Annotated in this window: 12 protein-coding genes and 2 tRNA genes; 4 read left to right on the plus strand and 10 right to left on the minus strand. The window is 67.5% G+C overall.

Features of this window, described 5'->3' with window-relative positions:
* Positions 1 to 127 precede the first annotated feature (127 nt).
* From BQ7391_RS04220 to BQ7391_RS04250, 7 genes are all read right to left on the minus strand, one after another.
* Complete coding sequence (locus BQ7391_RS04220; protein WP_075279438.1) at positions 128 to 1903, minus strand: VirD4-like conjugal transfer protein, CD1115 family; 1776 nt, start codon at positions 1901 to 1903, stop codon at positions 128 to 130.
* Positions 1900 to 2442 carry a hypothetical protein gene (locus BQ7391_RS04225; RefSeq protein WP_075279439.1) on the minus strand — a complete coding sequence of 181 codons (543 nt, stop codon included), beginning with the start codon at positions 2440 to 2442 and terminating at the stop codon, positions 1900 to 1902. Before BQ7391_RS04225 ends, BQ7391_RS04220 begins: the two co-directional genes overlap by 4 nt.
* 212 nt (positions 2443 to 2654) lie before the next feature.
* A complete protein-coding gene (locus BQ7391_RS04230; RefSeq protein ID WP_075279440.1) occupies positions 2655 to 3401 on the minus strand; it encodes an ATP-binding protein in 747 nt (248 codons plus the stop codon).
* Positions 3402 to 3516: 115 nt separating this feature from the next.
* Complete coding sequence (locus tag BQ7391_RS04235) at positions 3517 to 3849, minus strand: helix-turn-helix domain-containing protein (protein WP_075279441.1); 333 nt, start codon at positions 3847 to 3849, stop codon at positions 3517 to 3519.
* Positions 3846 to 4091: a helix-turn-helix domain-containing protein gene (locus BQ7391_RS04240; RefSeq protein WP_075279442.1), complete on the minus strand. Its 246-nt coding sequence runs from the start codon at positions 4089 to 4091 to the stop codon at positions 3846 to 3848. The genes BQ7391_RS04235 and BQ7391_RS04240 overlap by 4 nt, the downstream gene beginning before the upstream one ends.
* A 91-nt stretch (positions 4092 to 4182) precedes the next feature.
* Positions 4183 to 4437: a helix-turn-helix domain-containing protein gene (locus BQ7391_RS12325; protein WP_075279443.1), complete on the minus strand. Its 255-nt coding sequence runs from the start codon at positions 4435 to 4437 to the stop codon at positions 4183 to 4185.
* A 416-nt stretch (positions 4438 to 4853) separates the two neighbouring features.
* Positions 4854 to 4930: transfer RNA gene (locus BQ7391_RS04250), tRNA-Met, on the minus strand.
* A gap of 307 nt (positions 4931 to 5237) precedes the next feature.
* Here BQ7391_RS04250 and BQ7391_RS04255 point away from each other — a divergent pair.
* A complete protein-coding gene (locus BQ7391_RS04255) occupies positions 5238 to 6752 on the plus strand; it encodes an ATP-binding protein (protein WP_075279444.1) in 1515 nt (504 codons plus the stop codon).
* A gap of 1056 nt (positions 6753 to 7808) precedes the next feature.
* Here BQ7391_RS04255 and BQ7391_RS04260 read toward each other — a convergent pair.
* Positions 7809 to 7885 (minus strand) — tRNA-Met (locus BQ7391_RS04260).
* A 284-nt stretch (positions 7886 to 8169) separates the two neighbouring features.
* Here BQ7391_RS04260 and BQ7391_RS04265 point away from each other — a divergent pair.
* Positions 8170 to 8928: an SDR family NAD(P)-dependent oxidoreductase gene (locus tag BQ7391_RS04265; protein ID WP_075279445.1), complete on the plus strand. Its 759-nt coding sequence runs from the start codon at positions 8170 to 8172 to the stop codon at positions 8926 to 8928.
* A 105-nt stretch (positions 8929 to 9033) separates the two neighbouring features.
* Here the strand turns inward: BQ7391_RS04265 and BQ7391_RS12660 are convergent, their stop codons facing one another.
* Positions 9034 to 10710, minus strand: coding sequence for an LPXTG cell wall anchor domain-containing protein (locus tag BQ7391_RS12660; RefSeq protein WP_075279446.1), 1677 nt, complete (start codon positions 10708 to 10710; stop codon positions 9034 to 9036).
* A 589-nt stretch (positions 10711 to 11299) separates the two neighbouring features.
* Between BQ7391_RS12660 and BQ7391_RS04275 the strand changes: the two genes are divergently transcribed.
* Both BQ7391_RS04275 and BQ7391_RS04280 read left to right on the plus strand, forming a co-directional pair.
* A complete protein-coding gene (locus BQ7391_RS04275) occupies positions 11300 to 12577 on the plus strand; it encodes an ammonium transporter (RefSeq protein ID WP_075279447.1) in 1278 nt (425 codons plus the stop codon).
* A gap of 13 nt (positions 12578 to 12590) precedes the next feature.
* Positions 12591 to 12929: a P-II family nitrogen regulator gene (locus BQ7391_RS04280; protein ID WP_075279448.1), complete on the plus strand. Its 339-nt coding sequence runs from the start codon at positions 12591 to 12593 to the stop codon at positions 12927 to 12929.
* Between the two features lie 237 nt (positions 12930 to 13166).
* On the opposite strand, the gene BQ7391_RS04285 is transcribed toward BQ7391_RS04280, so the two are convergent.
* Entirely contained in the window at positions 13167 to 14246 is a 1080-nt protein-coding gene (locus BQ7391_RS04285) for a hypothetical protein (RefSeq protein ID WP_075279449.1), read from the minus strand.
* Between the last annotated feature and the right edge of the window lie 287 nt (positions 14247 to 14533).

A 14533-nucleotide genomic window follows, 5' to 3' on the forward strand; every position in this document is an offset into this window, starting at 1 on the left:
GCCGCCCGCGCGCGTGGTAGAATCCGCCCGGGAGCGCCCGCCGCTCCCGAGTGCTCTGGCGGCGGCCGCACCGGGGAGGGTGGAAGCTCCCCGGTGCCCAGGCGCCCAGGCGCGGCCGCCGCGCCCCTCACCCGCGCCCCCCGCGCCGGCGCCGCCCGTCGCGCGCGGGGTCGTACTTGTCGTCCAGGAAGGGCCGCGCGCCCGCGATCAGCACGACGGCGCGCCGCCGGTCGAGCCGGGCGACCTCCGCGGCCTGGATCAGGTCGCGCTCCGCTATCTGGTAGTTGCTCGTCGAGCTCCTCGAGGCGCCGTGCGTCTCGTTGAGCGTGAGCGCAGTAACCGTCTCCTTGCCGACCGACTCCGCGATCTCGCGGGCGGTCTCGGTGGACTTGCCGCCGAGGAACAGCAGCGTGTCGCAGCAGTCGACGATGGTCTGGGCGGCGTCGCCGTAGGCGGCCTTGAGCTGGGACATGGACTGGACGACGGGCGATATGGACATGTTGCGGCTGCGCACCACGGCGATGGACTTCTCCACGTCGGGCATGCGGCCGATGTTGGCGAACTCGTCGAGCAGGAAGCTCACCGGCGTCGGGAGCGAGCCCCCGTGCGCCTCGAGCGCGCGGTCGCACAGCAGGTCGACCGCCTGCCACATCATCACCGCGTGCAGGAACGAGTAGGTCCGGTTGGTGTCGGACATGACGCAGAAGACCGCCCGGCGCGCGCCGGGCTCGCCCATGAGGCGCAGCGACATGTCGTCGGCGGAGAGCAGGGCGCGCATCTCGTCCACCGCCAGCGGCGCGAGCCGCGCGTTGCACGAGACGATGATCGACTTGAGGGTCTTGCCCGCCGCGGCGCGGAACGCCCGGTAGCGCCCGAGCGCGAAGTCGGCCTCGGGCGGCACGGGGTCGGCGACCCTGACCCAGGAGACCCCGCCGTCGGCGAAGTCGCGCGGCGAGCGCGCGGCGCCCCCGCGGGGCCCGACGCAGCGCAGCCCGGTCTCGATCTCGCGGAACAGCAGGTCGAGCGGGCTCAGGTAGGCCTCGTCGTCGTCGCGCGCCTCGGCGAGCGACAGCAGCGTGAGCACGCCCGGGAGGCTGCGGTCGCGCTCCGGGCAGTGGTAGACGAGGTAGGCGACGAGCGCCGTGTAGAGCAGCTTCTCCGCCGCGGGCCAGAACGGGTCCGAGGCGCGCTCGCGGTCGCCGGTGGTGTTCTCCACGAGGCAGTCGGCGAAGCGCACGATGTCGGCCTCGCGCTCGAGGTAGGCGATGGGGTTGTAGCGGTCGCTGCGCGAGGGGTCCACGGTGTCGAAGACCCTAACCTCGTAGCCCTCCGCCTCGAGCGCCGCGCGGGAGCCCGCCGCGACCGTCCCCTTGGGGTCGGTGACGAAGTAGGACCCGTGGGCCTGCATCACGTTCGGGGCTATGAAGCCGCGGCTCTTGCCCGAGCCGCTGCCGCCCACGACGAGCACGTTGCGGTTGCGCTCCCAGCGCGGGTCGTGGTCGGGCCGCTCGAAGGCGAGCGAGCAGCGCCTGGTGAGTATCACGTTGGCGCGCGGGTCCCTCGCGTCGGCGAAGCGCCTCATCTCGGCGGGCGTCGCCCAGCGGGCGCTGCCGTGCTCCTCGCCCCTGCGGTAGTTGCCGCGCCTGGCCTGGCGCCACGCCCACGCGGACCAGACCCCGCACGCGGCGGCGACGCCGGCCGCGACGGGCCCGGCCGAGGGGTCGGGCGAGAGGCCGCGGGACAGGAGGTGCCCGGGCAGCTGCGAGAGCGCCGCGGAGGCGGCGCCGACGGGGTCCCCGCCCGCGGAGGCGAGGCACGAGGCGTACGCGTTCGTCGCGAGGAAGGCGGCGGCGGAGAGGGCCGCCGCGGCGGCGACGCCCGCCCCGGAGACGGGGCGCGTCATCGGGCCACCGTCCTCTCGGCGACCTCGAGCGCGCGCTCGCGCTGCCCGCGCGAGGCCTCGATGGCCGCCGCGGCGTCGCGGGCCTGGGCGGCGCGCTCCTCGAGCGGGCGCGCGTCGCGGGAGCCCCCTCCGGTGCCGCCCCCGCCGATCTCGCGCGCCTTGGCGGCGAGCTCGTCGAAGGCGCGCGACACGCGGCCGGCGTCGGCGACGGGGAACAGCAGGTACTCCCTGCCGGCCTCGCCGTCGGAGAAGAACTCGTGGCGGACCTGGGCGGCGGTGAGCTTCGCGTCGATCGCGGCCCTCACCTGCCCGTACCCCTCGAGCTCCCTGAAGTCCTCCATGTCGAGGCGCGCCCAGGGGGCGCCGGCCGCCTCGCCGGGGGCCTCGGGGCCTCCCGACGCGCGGTCACGCGCGCGCTCCAGGGACGCGGCGAGGCGCAGGGCCATGCGGCGCGCAGCGACGTCGCCCGACAGCCCGGCGACGCGCGACGCCCACTCGACCAGGACCTCGCCGCTCTCGTCCCCGAAGTCGCTCGGCATGCCCGACCCCCTCTCGTCACGGCGGCGCCGGCGGCGCCGCACCCTCGCGGGGCGCGGCGCGCCTTCCCGGCCCGGCACGCATCTCGTAGGGTTTAGCCGCCTCGCGCGCCGCGTCCCCGACCGGATTTATACGGCCGGGCCCGGTGCCGCGGGGCGGCCGCGGGAGGGCGTCGCGTCTCCAGGGGACCCTAGGGGACCGTGTCGCGGAACCTTCACGCGCGCGAGCGGCGGTCGGGCCCGCGCAGGGCCACGACGGCGCACGTCTCGCGGATGCGCGACACGACGGCCTCGGCGGTCTCCGCCTCGCCGCAGCGTGACAGGCGGGCCTCGAGGGAGGCGAGGGCGTACTGGGAGGTGAAGACCGTGGGCCTGAGCGAGCCGTAGCGGTCGTTGACGATGCGGTAGAGCGTCATGGCGGACCACTGCGACGCCGACTCCTTGCCCAGGTCGTCGAGGACGAGCAGGTCGCAGCCCGTGTAGCGGCGTATGGCCGCGTCCGTGGAGCCGGAGCCGCCGTAGGTCTCCTGGATCGCCGAGAACATCTCGATCGCCGTCGTCATGACCACGCGGCCGCCCGCCTCGGCGACCGAGCGCGCCACGGCGCTCGCCAGGTAGGTCTTGCCCGTGCCGGTCCTGCCCTGGATGTAGAGCCCGTCGCCCCCGGCGGGGAACGACGCCGCGAACCGGGCGGCGCGGGGCTCGGAGAGCTCGGCGGCGAGGTAGCGCGGCGGTATGCCGGAGTGCAGGATCTTGGAGCGCATCGCTGCGGCCGCGGCCTCCTCGACCTCGCGCCTCGCCTCGGCCTCCGCGCGCCTCTCGCCCTCGCACCCGCAGGGCTCGTGCCCCACGACGAGCTCCCTCGACCCGACCCTCACGCGCTTCGGCGCGAGCTCCCGCCCGCACCACGCGCACCTGAAGGTCCTCGGCTCGGGCCTCGCGCCCCTCGATCCAGCGCCCACGGCCGCCCCTTTCCTCTCAGCCCCTTTGCCTATCCCTTTGGTATCGGGTGACGTCCCGTCAGGGGTCTCCCTGCCGCCCCGTCACCCCGCGGGCCCGCCCCGCCCTGACGTCCCGTCAGGGCAGCCCGGCCCTGCGCTCCGCTATCCGGGCGGCGTCGACGCGGTAGCGCTTCGCGCCCCTGCGCGTCCTGCCGACCTCGACGACGTAGCCCCGCCCCGTGAGCGCGGCGAACGACCGGTAGACCTCGCGCTCGCTCACGCCCAGCACCTCGGCGGTCCGGGCCTTGCTCTCGTAGAACTCCCCGGACCCCTCGCGGCAGAACGACCAGACGCGGGCGAAGACCAGAAGCGCCACGCCCGCGAGGTCGAGCTCCCGCCACATCCACCTCCTCACCACCACGAAGACCTCGGACTCGTCGAGGTCGGCGTACGACGGCGGCCGGCTCACCTGCCTCCCGCGATCCCCTCGGTGTTGCGCTCCAGCCATGTACGCAAGTCCTCCCGGTGAATGAACGCCCCGCGCTGCTGCCCGGGGAACCGGCGGAAGGGGAGCGGGTCCTCCCTCCTCGTCGCGAGCTCGCGGATCCTCCTCACGTGGACGTGCAGCAGGCGGGCCGTCTCGGCCAGGCTGTAGTACTCCTTGGGCGGGACGCTCGAGCTCGAGGCCATCCGGCATTGTTCGCACATCATCTGCGCCTCTTTCCTGCGCGCGCGTGCCCTCGGCACGCTCGGCGCGCCGTCTGAGGCCTTTCCCTCCCCACTAGGTCCGGCCCGGTCACGACTAGTTTGACCGAGGCCCCAGGGCCTCCAGGGCCCTGTCCAGCGCGGCGCGGCTCACGCGGATGGCGCGGCCGAGGTGGACCGCCGGGATCGTGCCCTCGCGGATGAGGCGGTACACGAGCGGCCGCGAGATCCCGAGGTACCTCTGGACGTCGGAGACGCTCAGCCACGTGGGCGACGCCCCCTCGGTCTCGCCGGGCCGCGTGCCCTCGTCTCCGGGGCGCGCCTGGGCGCCCTGCTGCTGCAATCCCTTCATGCGGGACCTCCCGTCAATCTCGTGCCTGCTGGGGCAACGCCGTGGTCTTTCGCGCCGCCCCGTCACGGCACGAGTTATACGGGCGGCCGCGCCGCCCGGCAATCGGGCGCGGGCGCCCATCGGTCCGCAGGGGACCCTAGGGGACCGAGTCGCGAAACGGACACGGCGCGGCGGGTTGGCCCCTCGGGGAGCCCCCGTGCCGCGCCGTGCGCTCGCGTGCGCCCTCGGTAAGCCGAGCATGCTGGAGATTCCCCCCTGATTCCCCCCGGCGGGCCGGTCGGGGAGACGTCTGGAGGTTGCGTTTCGAATGTGGGAGGGAGGCCCCGCCCGCCGTTCCGCGGGACGCGCGATGGGAGGGCGGCGGAGCCGAGATAACAAAAAAGGTCAGAAGCGATTAGGCTTCTGACCTGGGCTTTTGGTCGCGGGGGCCGGATTCGAACCGACGACCTTCGGGTTATGAGCCCGACGAGCTACCAGACTGCTCCACCCCGCAATGTATGTAGTTCACATGTATTTTAGTGCCTGTGAACTTGGCACTTCCGCAGGGTTATGAGCCCGACGCAACATTGTCGGGTTTGAAGGTTCGGAAAGTGGATGGTGGACTCATGGTGCGTTGCGGTGCAAGCTTTAGGCCTCTTCTGTCCCTCGTCCCTCTGAGCTTGTTCAAGATGTAGAATACTGTGGAAGTTGCTCAAGATACTTGGGAAGTTACTGTGTAAGTCTAACTTCCTAAGTTCCACAGTAGCCCAAGTTGAGTTATCTGGCTGGAACGGTATTTGCGAAGCCATTGGAGATGAGATATGCCGGCTATAACAAGCGACGAGGAGCTGGCCCGCGCGATAGACCGCATGAGGGCGGCGGGTACAGACGTCGCAGAGTACGAGCTCAAGGCATCAGTTGACGATCTGCCCAAAAGTACCGCGGAGACAATGTCGGCGTTCGCAAACACCGCGGGCGGGACGATAATCTTGGGCGTGCGCGAGTCTCGTGGGTTCCACCCGGCAAAGGGGTTCGTTCCAAAAACCATCCAGGCCAAGTGCGCGCAGACGGCTCGCGAAGAGGTCTCACCGCCCATCGCGTCCGATATTCGCGTCCTGATGTTTGAGGGCGCGCCCGTAGTCGTTGCGAACATCCCTGAGGCATCCGCCAGACAAAAGCCCTGCTACGTCCGCAGACTGGGCCAGCGCAACGGCTCGTACATCCGCACCGGAGACGGTGACCACAAGATGACACCATACGAGATAGACCGCTTCATCGAAAATCAGCTCAGGAGCGCTCGAAACGACGTAGCAATAGTGCGCGAGGCAACCATTGACGACCTCGACGCCGAGCTTCTCTCCAGCTGGCTGGCAGCGGAGCGCAGCTCCTCGTTTGGGAGGGCGGATGCGGTCGACGATTGCACGCTGCTTGCTAACCGCCGAGTGATTGCCGCCGATGAGGACGGGACGCTTCGGCCTACGCTCGCGGGACTCATGGCGCTCGGAAACTTTCCCCAAAAGTACTTCCCAAGGATGAACGTCGTGTTCTCGTGCTACCCGCAAAGCGAGAAGGGCGTCCTGTCACCGCAGGGGAAGCGGTTCGAAGACATCGCCAATCTCGATGGACCCATACCCCAGATGATCGTTGACGCTTTGCGGGCGGTCTCTCGCAACATCAAGCACGGGGCCATCGTCAAGGGCGCTCTCAGGGAGGACGTCCCCGATTATCCGCTCGATGCCATACGTGAGGCCGTGGCGAACGCGCTCATGCATCGGGACTACTCTTTCGACGGCCAGGGCGAGCCCGTTATGATTGACCTTTACCCGGACCGTCTTGAGATCAGCAACCCCGGTGGCCTCTACGGGTCGCTCACGGTTGACCAGCTCGGACAACGTGGCGGAACTGCGTCGCGCAACCAGGCCCTGTCGCGAATACTCGAAGAGGTCCCGTATACCGACATAGACGGTCGGCGCGGGCACGTCGTCGAGAACCGGGGTACGGGGTATCCCATCATCCGCAGTGCGCTCGCTGATGCCCTCATGGACAAGCCCATCATAGACAACGGGCTCGACGGGTTCCGCATCATCTTCCGACACCGCAGCATGACAGAGCAGGAGAGTACAAGTTACACCAGGGGCAACGTTCGTGAGGCGGTCCTCGACTTCATCTCGGCGAGGGAGAGCGTGAGCACCTCCGAGATTGCGCGTGCGGCCGGTGTTTCTAACAAGACGGCGCGCGGTTACATCAACGAACTCATTGCTGAGGGCATCGTGGAAGGTCTCGGCTCTCAGAACAGCCCCAAGAGGAGATATCGTCTGGCGGGCAAGAGGGGCTGACTATAACAGTTAGAGGGCAGTGGCTACTGTGGAAGCTACTTAGGAAGCCTGCTTCCACACTTCCACAGTAGCCCGGGTATTCCTCCAGCGGTCGAACCGCGTGTCAAGCCGTTCGCCACGTGGTTGTCCTTGATTTGGGGCTAAAGGACAAAATGCGTGCCCAGTCAGTCCCTGTCCGTGCGGTATGGCTCGGCATGATGAAGCCCTGACCACACGATGGCGTCTCCCCATCGAGGAACGGTTCCTTCGAGTTTCTCTTGGGGGCAAGCCTCTCATAGACGGCCTTGGTTGAGGTGTCCGTGGGCATCGTGCGCAGCATCTCCGAAGTGGGCAGCGCCTTCGCGAGGCCGTCTCCCCGTTGGACATCACGACCTCAGGGGCCGCCATGCGGCCCATTGGCGATGCCCGTGCACGAGAGTTCTCGGAGCGCGTGAGGTGCCACCCCAGGACGTGATCGTCGTCCGAGGCGATGAGCACCGCCGCCCTTCTTCCGAGATGAATGCCGTCTACATAGATGACCCTTCTGGGGCGCTCCGCCTTGGGCGGCATCGGCCAAGTCTCCCAGAAGCGGGCGGCCTTCCTCCTGAAGGCTCTCCCGCTGCCAGGATGTCGGTCTGGCACCTGCATGTGAGGGGCCGGCCGAGGAGGGCTTCCAGCAGCTTCGCCGCGTTGTCTATCCTCCGTATCGAGCTCGCGCCGCACGAGGCGCGCCTCCACTGCGCCCCGCCCGCGCCCGTCTTGCCGATCTTGGCCATCTTTTTGCCACATGCGGGACAGTGTGGTGCAGCCATGCGGGACCTCGCTGTTTCGGCAGCTCGTATGCCGAAAGCAGGATGCTCTGGCTGCTCAAACGCAGGGAACGTTACACACATTCTGCCCAGGTGGAAAGTTGGGGGGCACTACTTGGGACGCTTGTAATCGGGGTTCTACCCGCATGGATGTTGCGGGGGCTCACACACTTTTTGTCCTATAAGCCTTCTTGTCCCATGGGCCCGAATGTTTCGCGGGCGCGAACAAAAAGCCCGGAGATCGCATGACCTCCGGGCTGACTTCGCATGGTCGCGGGGGCAGGATTTGAACCTACGACCTTCGGGTTATGAGCCCGACGAGCTACCAGACTGCTCCACCCCGCAATTGGGTGCACCGCGTGTGTGCAAGAAATAACTATATCGACCACCTATCCATGCCGCAAGGAGCAAACGGAATTGTGTCTGTATCTCCACAACTACTCCACCGAAGAGAATCGACGATGGATGGGGGCGGGGAGATCAACGCTCTTTGGACTGGATGCAAATTGCGGCCAACCCTGACACGTTCACCGATTGCGTCGTCGCCTTACGGCGAAAGGGCGCGGCTCCGGGGCATCGGGCTGGATATGGTGCTCAACGCCATGTATAAGCTCAGCGAAAGGAGCGCAATGAACCGTCTCGCAGACAAGGTTGCCATTGTCACCGGGGCAAACTCTGGCGTGGGGGCCGCCGTTTCTAGGCTCTTTGCCGCAGAGGGCGCCAAGGTGGTCATGAGCGCGCGTCGCGCCGAAGCCCTTGAGGAGGTCGCCGCGCAGATTGCCGAGTTCGGCGGCGAGACCCTCGTCGTTCCCACGGACATCTCCAAGCCGGATGATCCCGAGAGCCTCATGTCCGCTGCGATGGAGAGGTACGGGAGGATTGACGTTCTGGTCAACAACGCAGGCGTGCTCGAGAGCGGCCTCAAGCCCATCGATCGCTACACCGACGAGGACCTCGACCGCATCGTCGAGACCAACCAGAAGGGAACCATGCGCTGCATGCGTGCGGCTACCAGGCGCATGACGGCCGGCGCCTCCATCGTCAACGTGGCCTCCATTGCGGGGGAGCGCGGCTGCGGCGGAGCGGCGTACGTAAGCTCCAAGGCGGCCGTCATCGGGGTTACCAAGCACACCGCGCTGCGCTTCCAGGTGGCGGGCATCCGGTGCAACGCGGTGTGCCCGGGCAACATCACGACGCCCATGACCGCGGGTCTGGACCCAGCAACGCTCGACCAGGACATGATCGGAGCAATGGCGCTGCATTCCAACATGCGGACTCAGTCCTGCACGCCCGAGGACGTGGCGAACATCGTGCTCTTTCTCGCGAGTGACGAGTCGCGCGCCATCACCGGGCAGATCATCGTGAGCGACTTCGGGAGCATGCTCTAGGAATCTTTTTATGACAGTTGACCCTGTCACCTTTGTCATAACAAAGCACTGGGCGCCTCGCGGCGGAGAGGCCGCGAGGCGCCCGAGGGGGCCGTGCGATCGGGGCTAGGAGCGGCGGCGACGGAGCGCTGTGGCCGCGATCGTGGCGAGAATCCCGGAGCCGCCGAGCAGGGCGGGAGCCACGAGGGTGGCATCCCCGGTCTTCGGGAGCGCGCTCTTTGCGCGAGCGGGACGTGAGGCCGAGGCGCTCTTGCCCCCGTCGTTCCCCGAGCTCTTGTCGACGACCTTCGACGGGTCATCGCCCGAGCCCTTGCCGGTTCCGGGGTTGTCTCCGGTGCCGGGGTTGTCGGGCTTGGCCGGGGGCTCGCCGGGGTTGTCGGGCTTGTTCGGCTCGCCGGGGCTATCGGGTTCGTCCGGCTTTCCCGGCTCGTCAGTTCCGCCTCCACCCGGCTCGTTCGTGTCGGGCTTTGCCTCCCAGAGGGCGGTGAGGGTCTCGTCCGGCCGGTCCGTGGTGAGCGTCACCGTGTCTCCGGGCTGGTGGACGGTTCCGTCCGTGGCCCTCCAGCCCCTGAACGCGTACCCCTCGCGCACGGGCGCGGCCGCGGCGACGAGGTCCTTCTCGGTGTGCGACCTACCGGTGCCCCAGTCGATGCCGAACGTCGAGCGCTCGGTCTCGGGCGTGGTCGCCCCGCCGGCCGCGTCGTAAGAGAGCGAGCAGGTCTTGTCCCAGACGGCGTAGAGCGTGGGGTCCGAACAGGTCGAGTCCCCCTCGTCGTCTTGCAGCTCATAGGCGTTCACGTATCGTCCGGACTCGCCTAGGGGGGACTCGTCCTGCGAGGGGGTGCTGGCAGATCCGCGATACATCGCGCGCCGGTCTCCTCCGGCGAAGAAAGAGGCGTCTCTCCAGAAGAGGAACGCATATCCCTCGCGCACGGGGATGGTGTCCGTGACGTCGAAGTTGACGCTGGTGGGAGGGTCGACGCTTCCGTCCACCCAGACGCGGTCCGGACCGACCACCTTGGTCGCGACGGAGGTGGGCTGGCCGTCGATGGTGCCGCCCGCGGCGTCGTAGCGCATCGTGGCGAGATAGCGATAGGGGGGCTCGGGGATGACGGTGACCTTGTATCCCACGTTCATCACGGTGGTTGCGGTGTCGCCGTCATCTGCCCTGCCCGTGAGGGTGATCTTGAAGTAGGCGTAGACCGGCGTGTCGTCGGGCGTGACCTTTACGCCCTCAAAGCTGAAGGAGATGTTGCCGCTGGGGTTGGGAGAGCTCGCCCTGGTGAAGAGGTAGCCGGAGCCGGGGTAGCTTCCCGCGGGATAGTACGTGGATCTGACCGACTGTCCATAGGGCGCCGCCGACACGTTGGTCACCCGATAGGTCTTGGTGAGCGCCTTGCCCCCCAGGCCACCATAGTTCTGCTTCGTGAATCGCGTGATGGCCGGGATTGACTTGTCAGATATCTCGGAATCCTCGACGACGACGATCTCGCCGTAGTCCCCTGGCCTCGGGTAGGTGTTGCCGGGGGAGTCGAGGCTCCCGTCAGCAGAGTCGTTGGGGTTGATGCGCAGGATGCTATCGGCATTGCCGTCCGCGGGAAAGATACTCGCGGGGACGTGCGACCATTCGGAGTCCTCGGGCTCCAGCTCGACGATGTTCTCGCACTCTTCTTTCTCCCCATCCTCCATCTTTGCAATCGCAGGGGCGGCGGGGAGCGCCGCCGCGAGCAAGAGCGCTAGAGTCAGGGTGGTCGCTCCGAAGCGGGGCGGTATACGAGCCATCTGTGCTCCTTCCTGGTTGGGGTAAGCCCCCACAGGTTAGGGGATGACGCAGCGTCCCCGGCAAGGGGGTCTCGTCGAGATGGGTGAGGCGGAAAAGAGTGCCGCCCCCGCATGTGAGCGATGCGGGGGCGGCTGGGCGCCCCTCCGAGGGAGCTACTCGGTCGAGGTGGGGCGCCAGGACGATGCGGCTGTCGTCACGCTACCCGTGGGGGTGAGGAGACGCGAGACGACCGGGGAGTTGCCGCGTGTCCGATGGAGAGTCGGAGGTGCCTCTGCCATGCCGGGCGCATGGGGACGAGCCCCATCCAGCCACGTCCGACGGCAACCACCCTATCTCGTGACGCTGCGTCTCCGTCAAGGGGGATTCAAGAAAAGGGCGCGAGAGGCCGTGAGCGGTGTGGAGGCGCGCGTCGGCGCGCACCGCGTTGGGTTTCGGCCGGGTTTCGGGCGGTCGACCCCGCGTTTCTCGGCGGCTACCAACGTTTCCTTTTCGGCGCCGCATCGTTAATGACGCGGCCTCCCTCCCCGTGCGCCTCCTCCGGGATGGCAACATCTGCCGGGTAGCGTCCGCACGACTGAGGAGGCCGTTATGTACGATACGGGATCTACCGCCTTTATGCTCGTCTGCACCATGCTCGTCCTGTTCATGACCCCGGGTCTCGCATTCTTCTACGGGGGGCTCGCTCGTCGCAAGAACGTCGTGAACACGATGCTCATGTGCTTCGTCGTGATTGGCGTCGTTGGAATCGCCTGGGTTCTCGCGGGCTGGTCGTTTGCCTATGGGGGAGACGGCTCACTCTCGTGGTTCGGTGGGTTCGACCAGATGGGGCTTGCAGGCCTCGTCACCAACATGCTCGCGGAGGCAGGGTCCGTGCCCGCTGACACGGTCTATCCCACGCTCCTGGACGTCTGCTTTCAGATGGCGTTTGCCATGATCACCGCGGCGATCGTCACGGGGTCCGTCGCCGGACGCATGCGGTTCGGCGCGATCGTTGCCTTCATCGCCGTCTGGTCCCTCGTGGTGTACGCGCCGCTCGCGCACATGGTCTGGGGCGGGGAGGGCTCGCTTATCGGCGACGTCATCGGCGCGCTGGACTTTGCCGGCGGCGACGTGGTCCACATCAGCTCCGGCGTGACGGGGCTCATCCTGTGCCTCTTCCTCGGAGGGCGGAAGGGATTCGGCCTCAAGAGCTACCGGCCGCACAACGTGCCGTTCGTCGCGCTGGGGGCGGGCCTTCTTTGGCTCGGGTGGTTTGGCTTCAACGGCGGCTCCGAGTTCGCCGCGGATGAGGTCGCGGCGCTGGCGATTCTCAACACCGTTGTCTCCAGCGCGGCAGGCCTTGTCTCCTGGCTCGTGACCGAGCGCGTTGCAACCGGCAAGCCGACGCTCGTGGGTGCCTGCACTGGCCTTGTGGCCGGTCTTGTGGTGGTGACGCCGGGAGCCGGCTTTGTGGAGCCGTGGGCGGCGGTCGTGATGGGCATCATTGTCGCACCTGTCTGCTACCTGGCAATCTCCAAGCTGAAGGCACGCATCGGCTATGATGACGCGCTCGACGCCTTTGGCTGCCACGGAGTGGGTGGCATCCTCGGCGGCGTCCTCACGGGCCTCTTCTGCGTGCCGGAGCTCTCCTGGACTGAGGCGGGAGGCCTGCTCTACACCGGTGACGCCTCGCTGCTCGTGAGCCAGGTGGTTGGAATCCTGGTCACGCTTGCGATCGTCATCGTGCTCGACCTCGTGCTCGTGGCCGTTGTCCGTGCGGCGTTTGGCGGCAGCCTGCGCGTGAGCGAGCACGACGAGGCGCTTGGACTCGATGTGTCCGCGCACGGCGAGAGCGCCTACCCCGCCTTCACTGGACTCGACGCATAGGGAGCGTGCAAACATGAAGAAGGTAACGGCCATCATCCGTCCCGAGAAGCTCGAGGAGCTCAAGGACGCGCTAAACGAGAAGGGCATCCACGGCATGACCGTCTACGAGGTCATGGGCTGCGGAAGCCAGCACGGCTGGACCGAGTACTATCGCGGCAAGGAGGTCATGCTCAACATGATCCCCAAGGTGAAGGTTGAGCTCGTTGTCAATAACGCGCAGGTCGAGGACCTGATTGGGCTCGTCTGTGACGTTGCCCGCACCGGCGAGGTGGGCGACGGCAAGATCTTCGTCTACCCGGTTGAGGAGTGCGTGCGCATCCGCACCGGCGAGCGCGGCGTCAAGGCCGTGTAGGGCGCGCAGCGGGTCCGGCGCGCTGCGTAAATCCGGGTCGTGGCAATTTCCCCGCCGCCGGCGTTGCGCGGATGGGGGTTATGGCAGCCCGCACTTCTCGCCGCCTGCGGTTCTTCTCGCCAGCGTTGTCCAAAGTAGGGTTGTGGCAGCGAGATTTCTGCCACAACCCCAATCTGGACAACGCCCCGCGGCGCCAGATTGCCATAACCCCGATTCCCGCAACGCGCCGAGTTGACCCTACCCAAGGCCGTATGCCTCGACGGGCACGACGTCCCATCCACCGTCGGAGGTCTTGGGTGCGGCGGCGGGGGAGTCCTTCTCTCCGTGCGCACGCTCGCGGGCGCGGCCGTCCCAGCGGACGCCGTCGATGTGCTCGAGCTCCTCGTAGAGCGCGGCCCGCCGCGCCCGCCGCCACTCTGTCACCTTGCGGGTCACGCGGTGTCGGGGCAGCCCGAGCTCTTGTCGGAGGATTTCTGCGAGCCCGTCCATGTAGTCGAGGTCACGATACTGAACCTTCGTTACCACGTGCTCCGAGAGTCCGATGGCCGTGAGCTCGGTGCTCCGCGCCGCGTCGCGCGCGTGCGCCTGCTCGGTCGCGTGGTCTCGGCCGTCGTACTCGACTGCGGCGATGCGCGGCGCGCCTCCCGCCTCGTCCGCGCGCCCGCGGAGCAGGATGTCGGGCTTTCTTACCCCCGATTCCATCCGGTCGTGTATGCGCCGCACCTCGAGGGGCTCGTTCATCGAAAGCACCTCGAGCCCGTATCCCCCAAGCGACGGCCTCAGGCCCAGGCGGAGTGAAAGCTTGGTCTCGCGGGGCGAGCCCGAGCGCACGCAGGCGTGACGCAGCGCGCGGCGCACCCGCTGGGTTCCGTGCTCCGGCCCGAGGGCTCCGAGGTGCTCGAGGATGCGCTCGGGGGTGGTGAGGGGAGACTTCCGCTGGAACATGCCCTTCTCTGACGTGGGGTCGATGGCGTAGATGCCAAGGAACTCAGAGAGCAGGTAGATGAGCTCGAGGTCCGTGAGCCGTGGCGCCATCGCCACGGGGAGGTGCTCGGGCGAGATGCACCGCACTCCCGGGGCGAGCTCAAAGGCCGATCCGGACGGGAGGTCGGGGGAGGCGTGGGTGTGGACCAGCGACCTTCTCATGCGTGGCGCCTCGCGCGAGACGAGCAGGTGAAGGGGCTTGCTCGCGCGGGCCAGCTCTGGGATGGCGTCGATGAGCCGCTCGATTTCCGCGTTGTCCGGTACCCGCTCGGGAACGTTGCCGTCACAGCGTTCCCCCTTTTCGAGACGCCAGCGCAGTCGTCTGCTGCGCATCGCCTCAAGGGCCGTGGTATGTGTCAGTAGGATGCTCATGGCTCGAGGCTAGGGCATCGCATCTGGGATGGGCTCGAGATCCGAAGAAAGTTGTTCCCGCTTCTGACGGGATGCTGTCGCGATGCTGACGAGAAGGACTGTTTGTGCAGGTCAGTTAACTTGACATAAGTGATAAGCATGAAAAAGTGAACTATATTTTATGGAGGGGATGTGCGGAGGGCGCTGGGGCGGGCGGGTCGTTTGCGATATCGGGGCTATGGCAATCTGACGCCGCGGGGCGTTGTCCA

Origin of the sequence: Thermophilibacter provencensis, from assembly GCF_900128445.1 — a bacterium.
In the GTDB taxonomy this organism is placed as follows: Bacteria; Actinomycetota; Coriobacteriia; order Coriobacteriales; family Atopobiaceae; genus Thermophilibacter; species Thermophilibacter provencensis.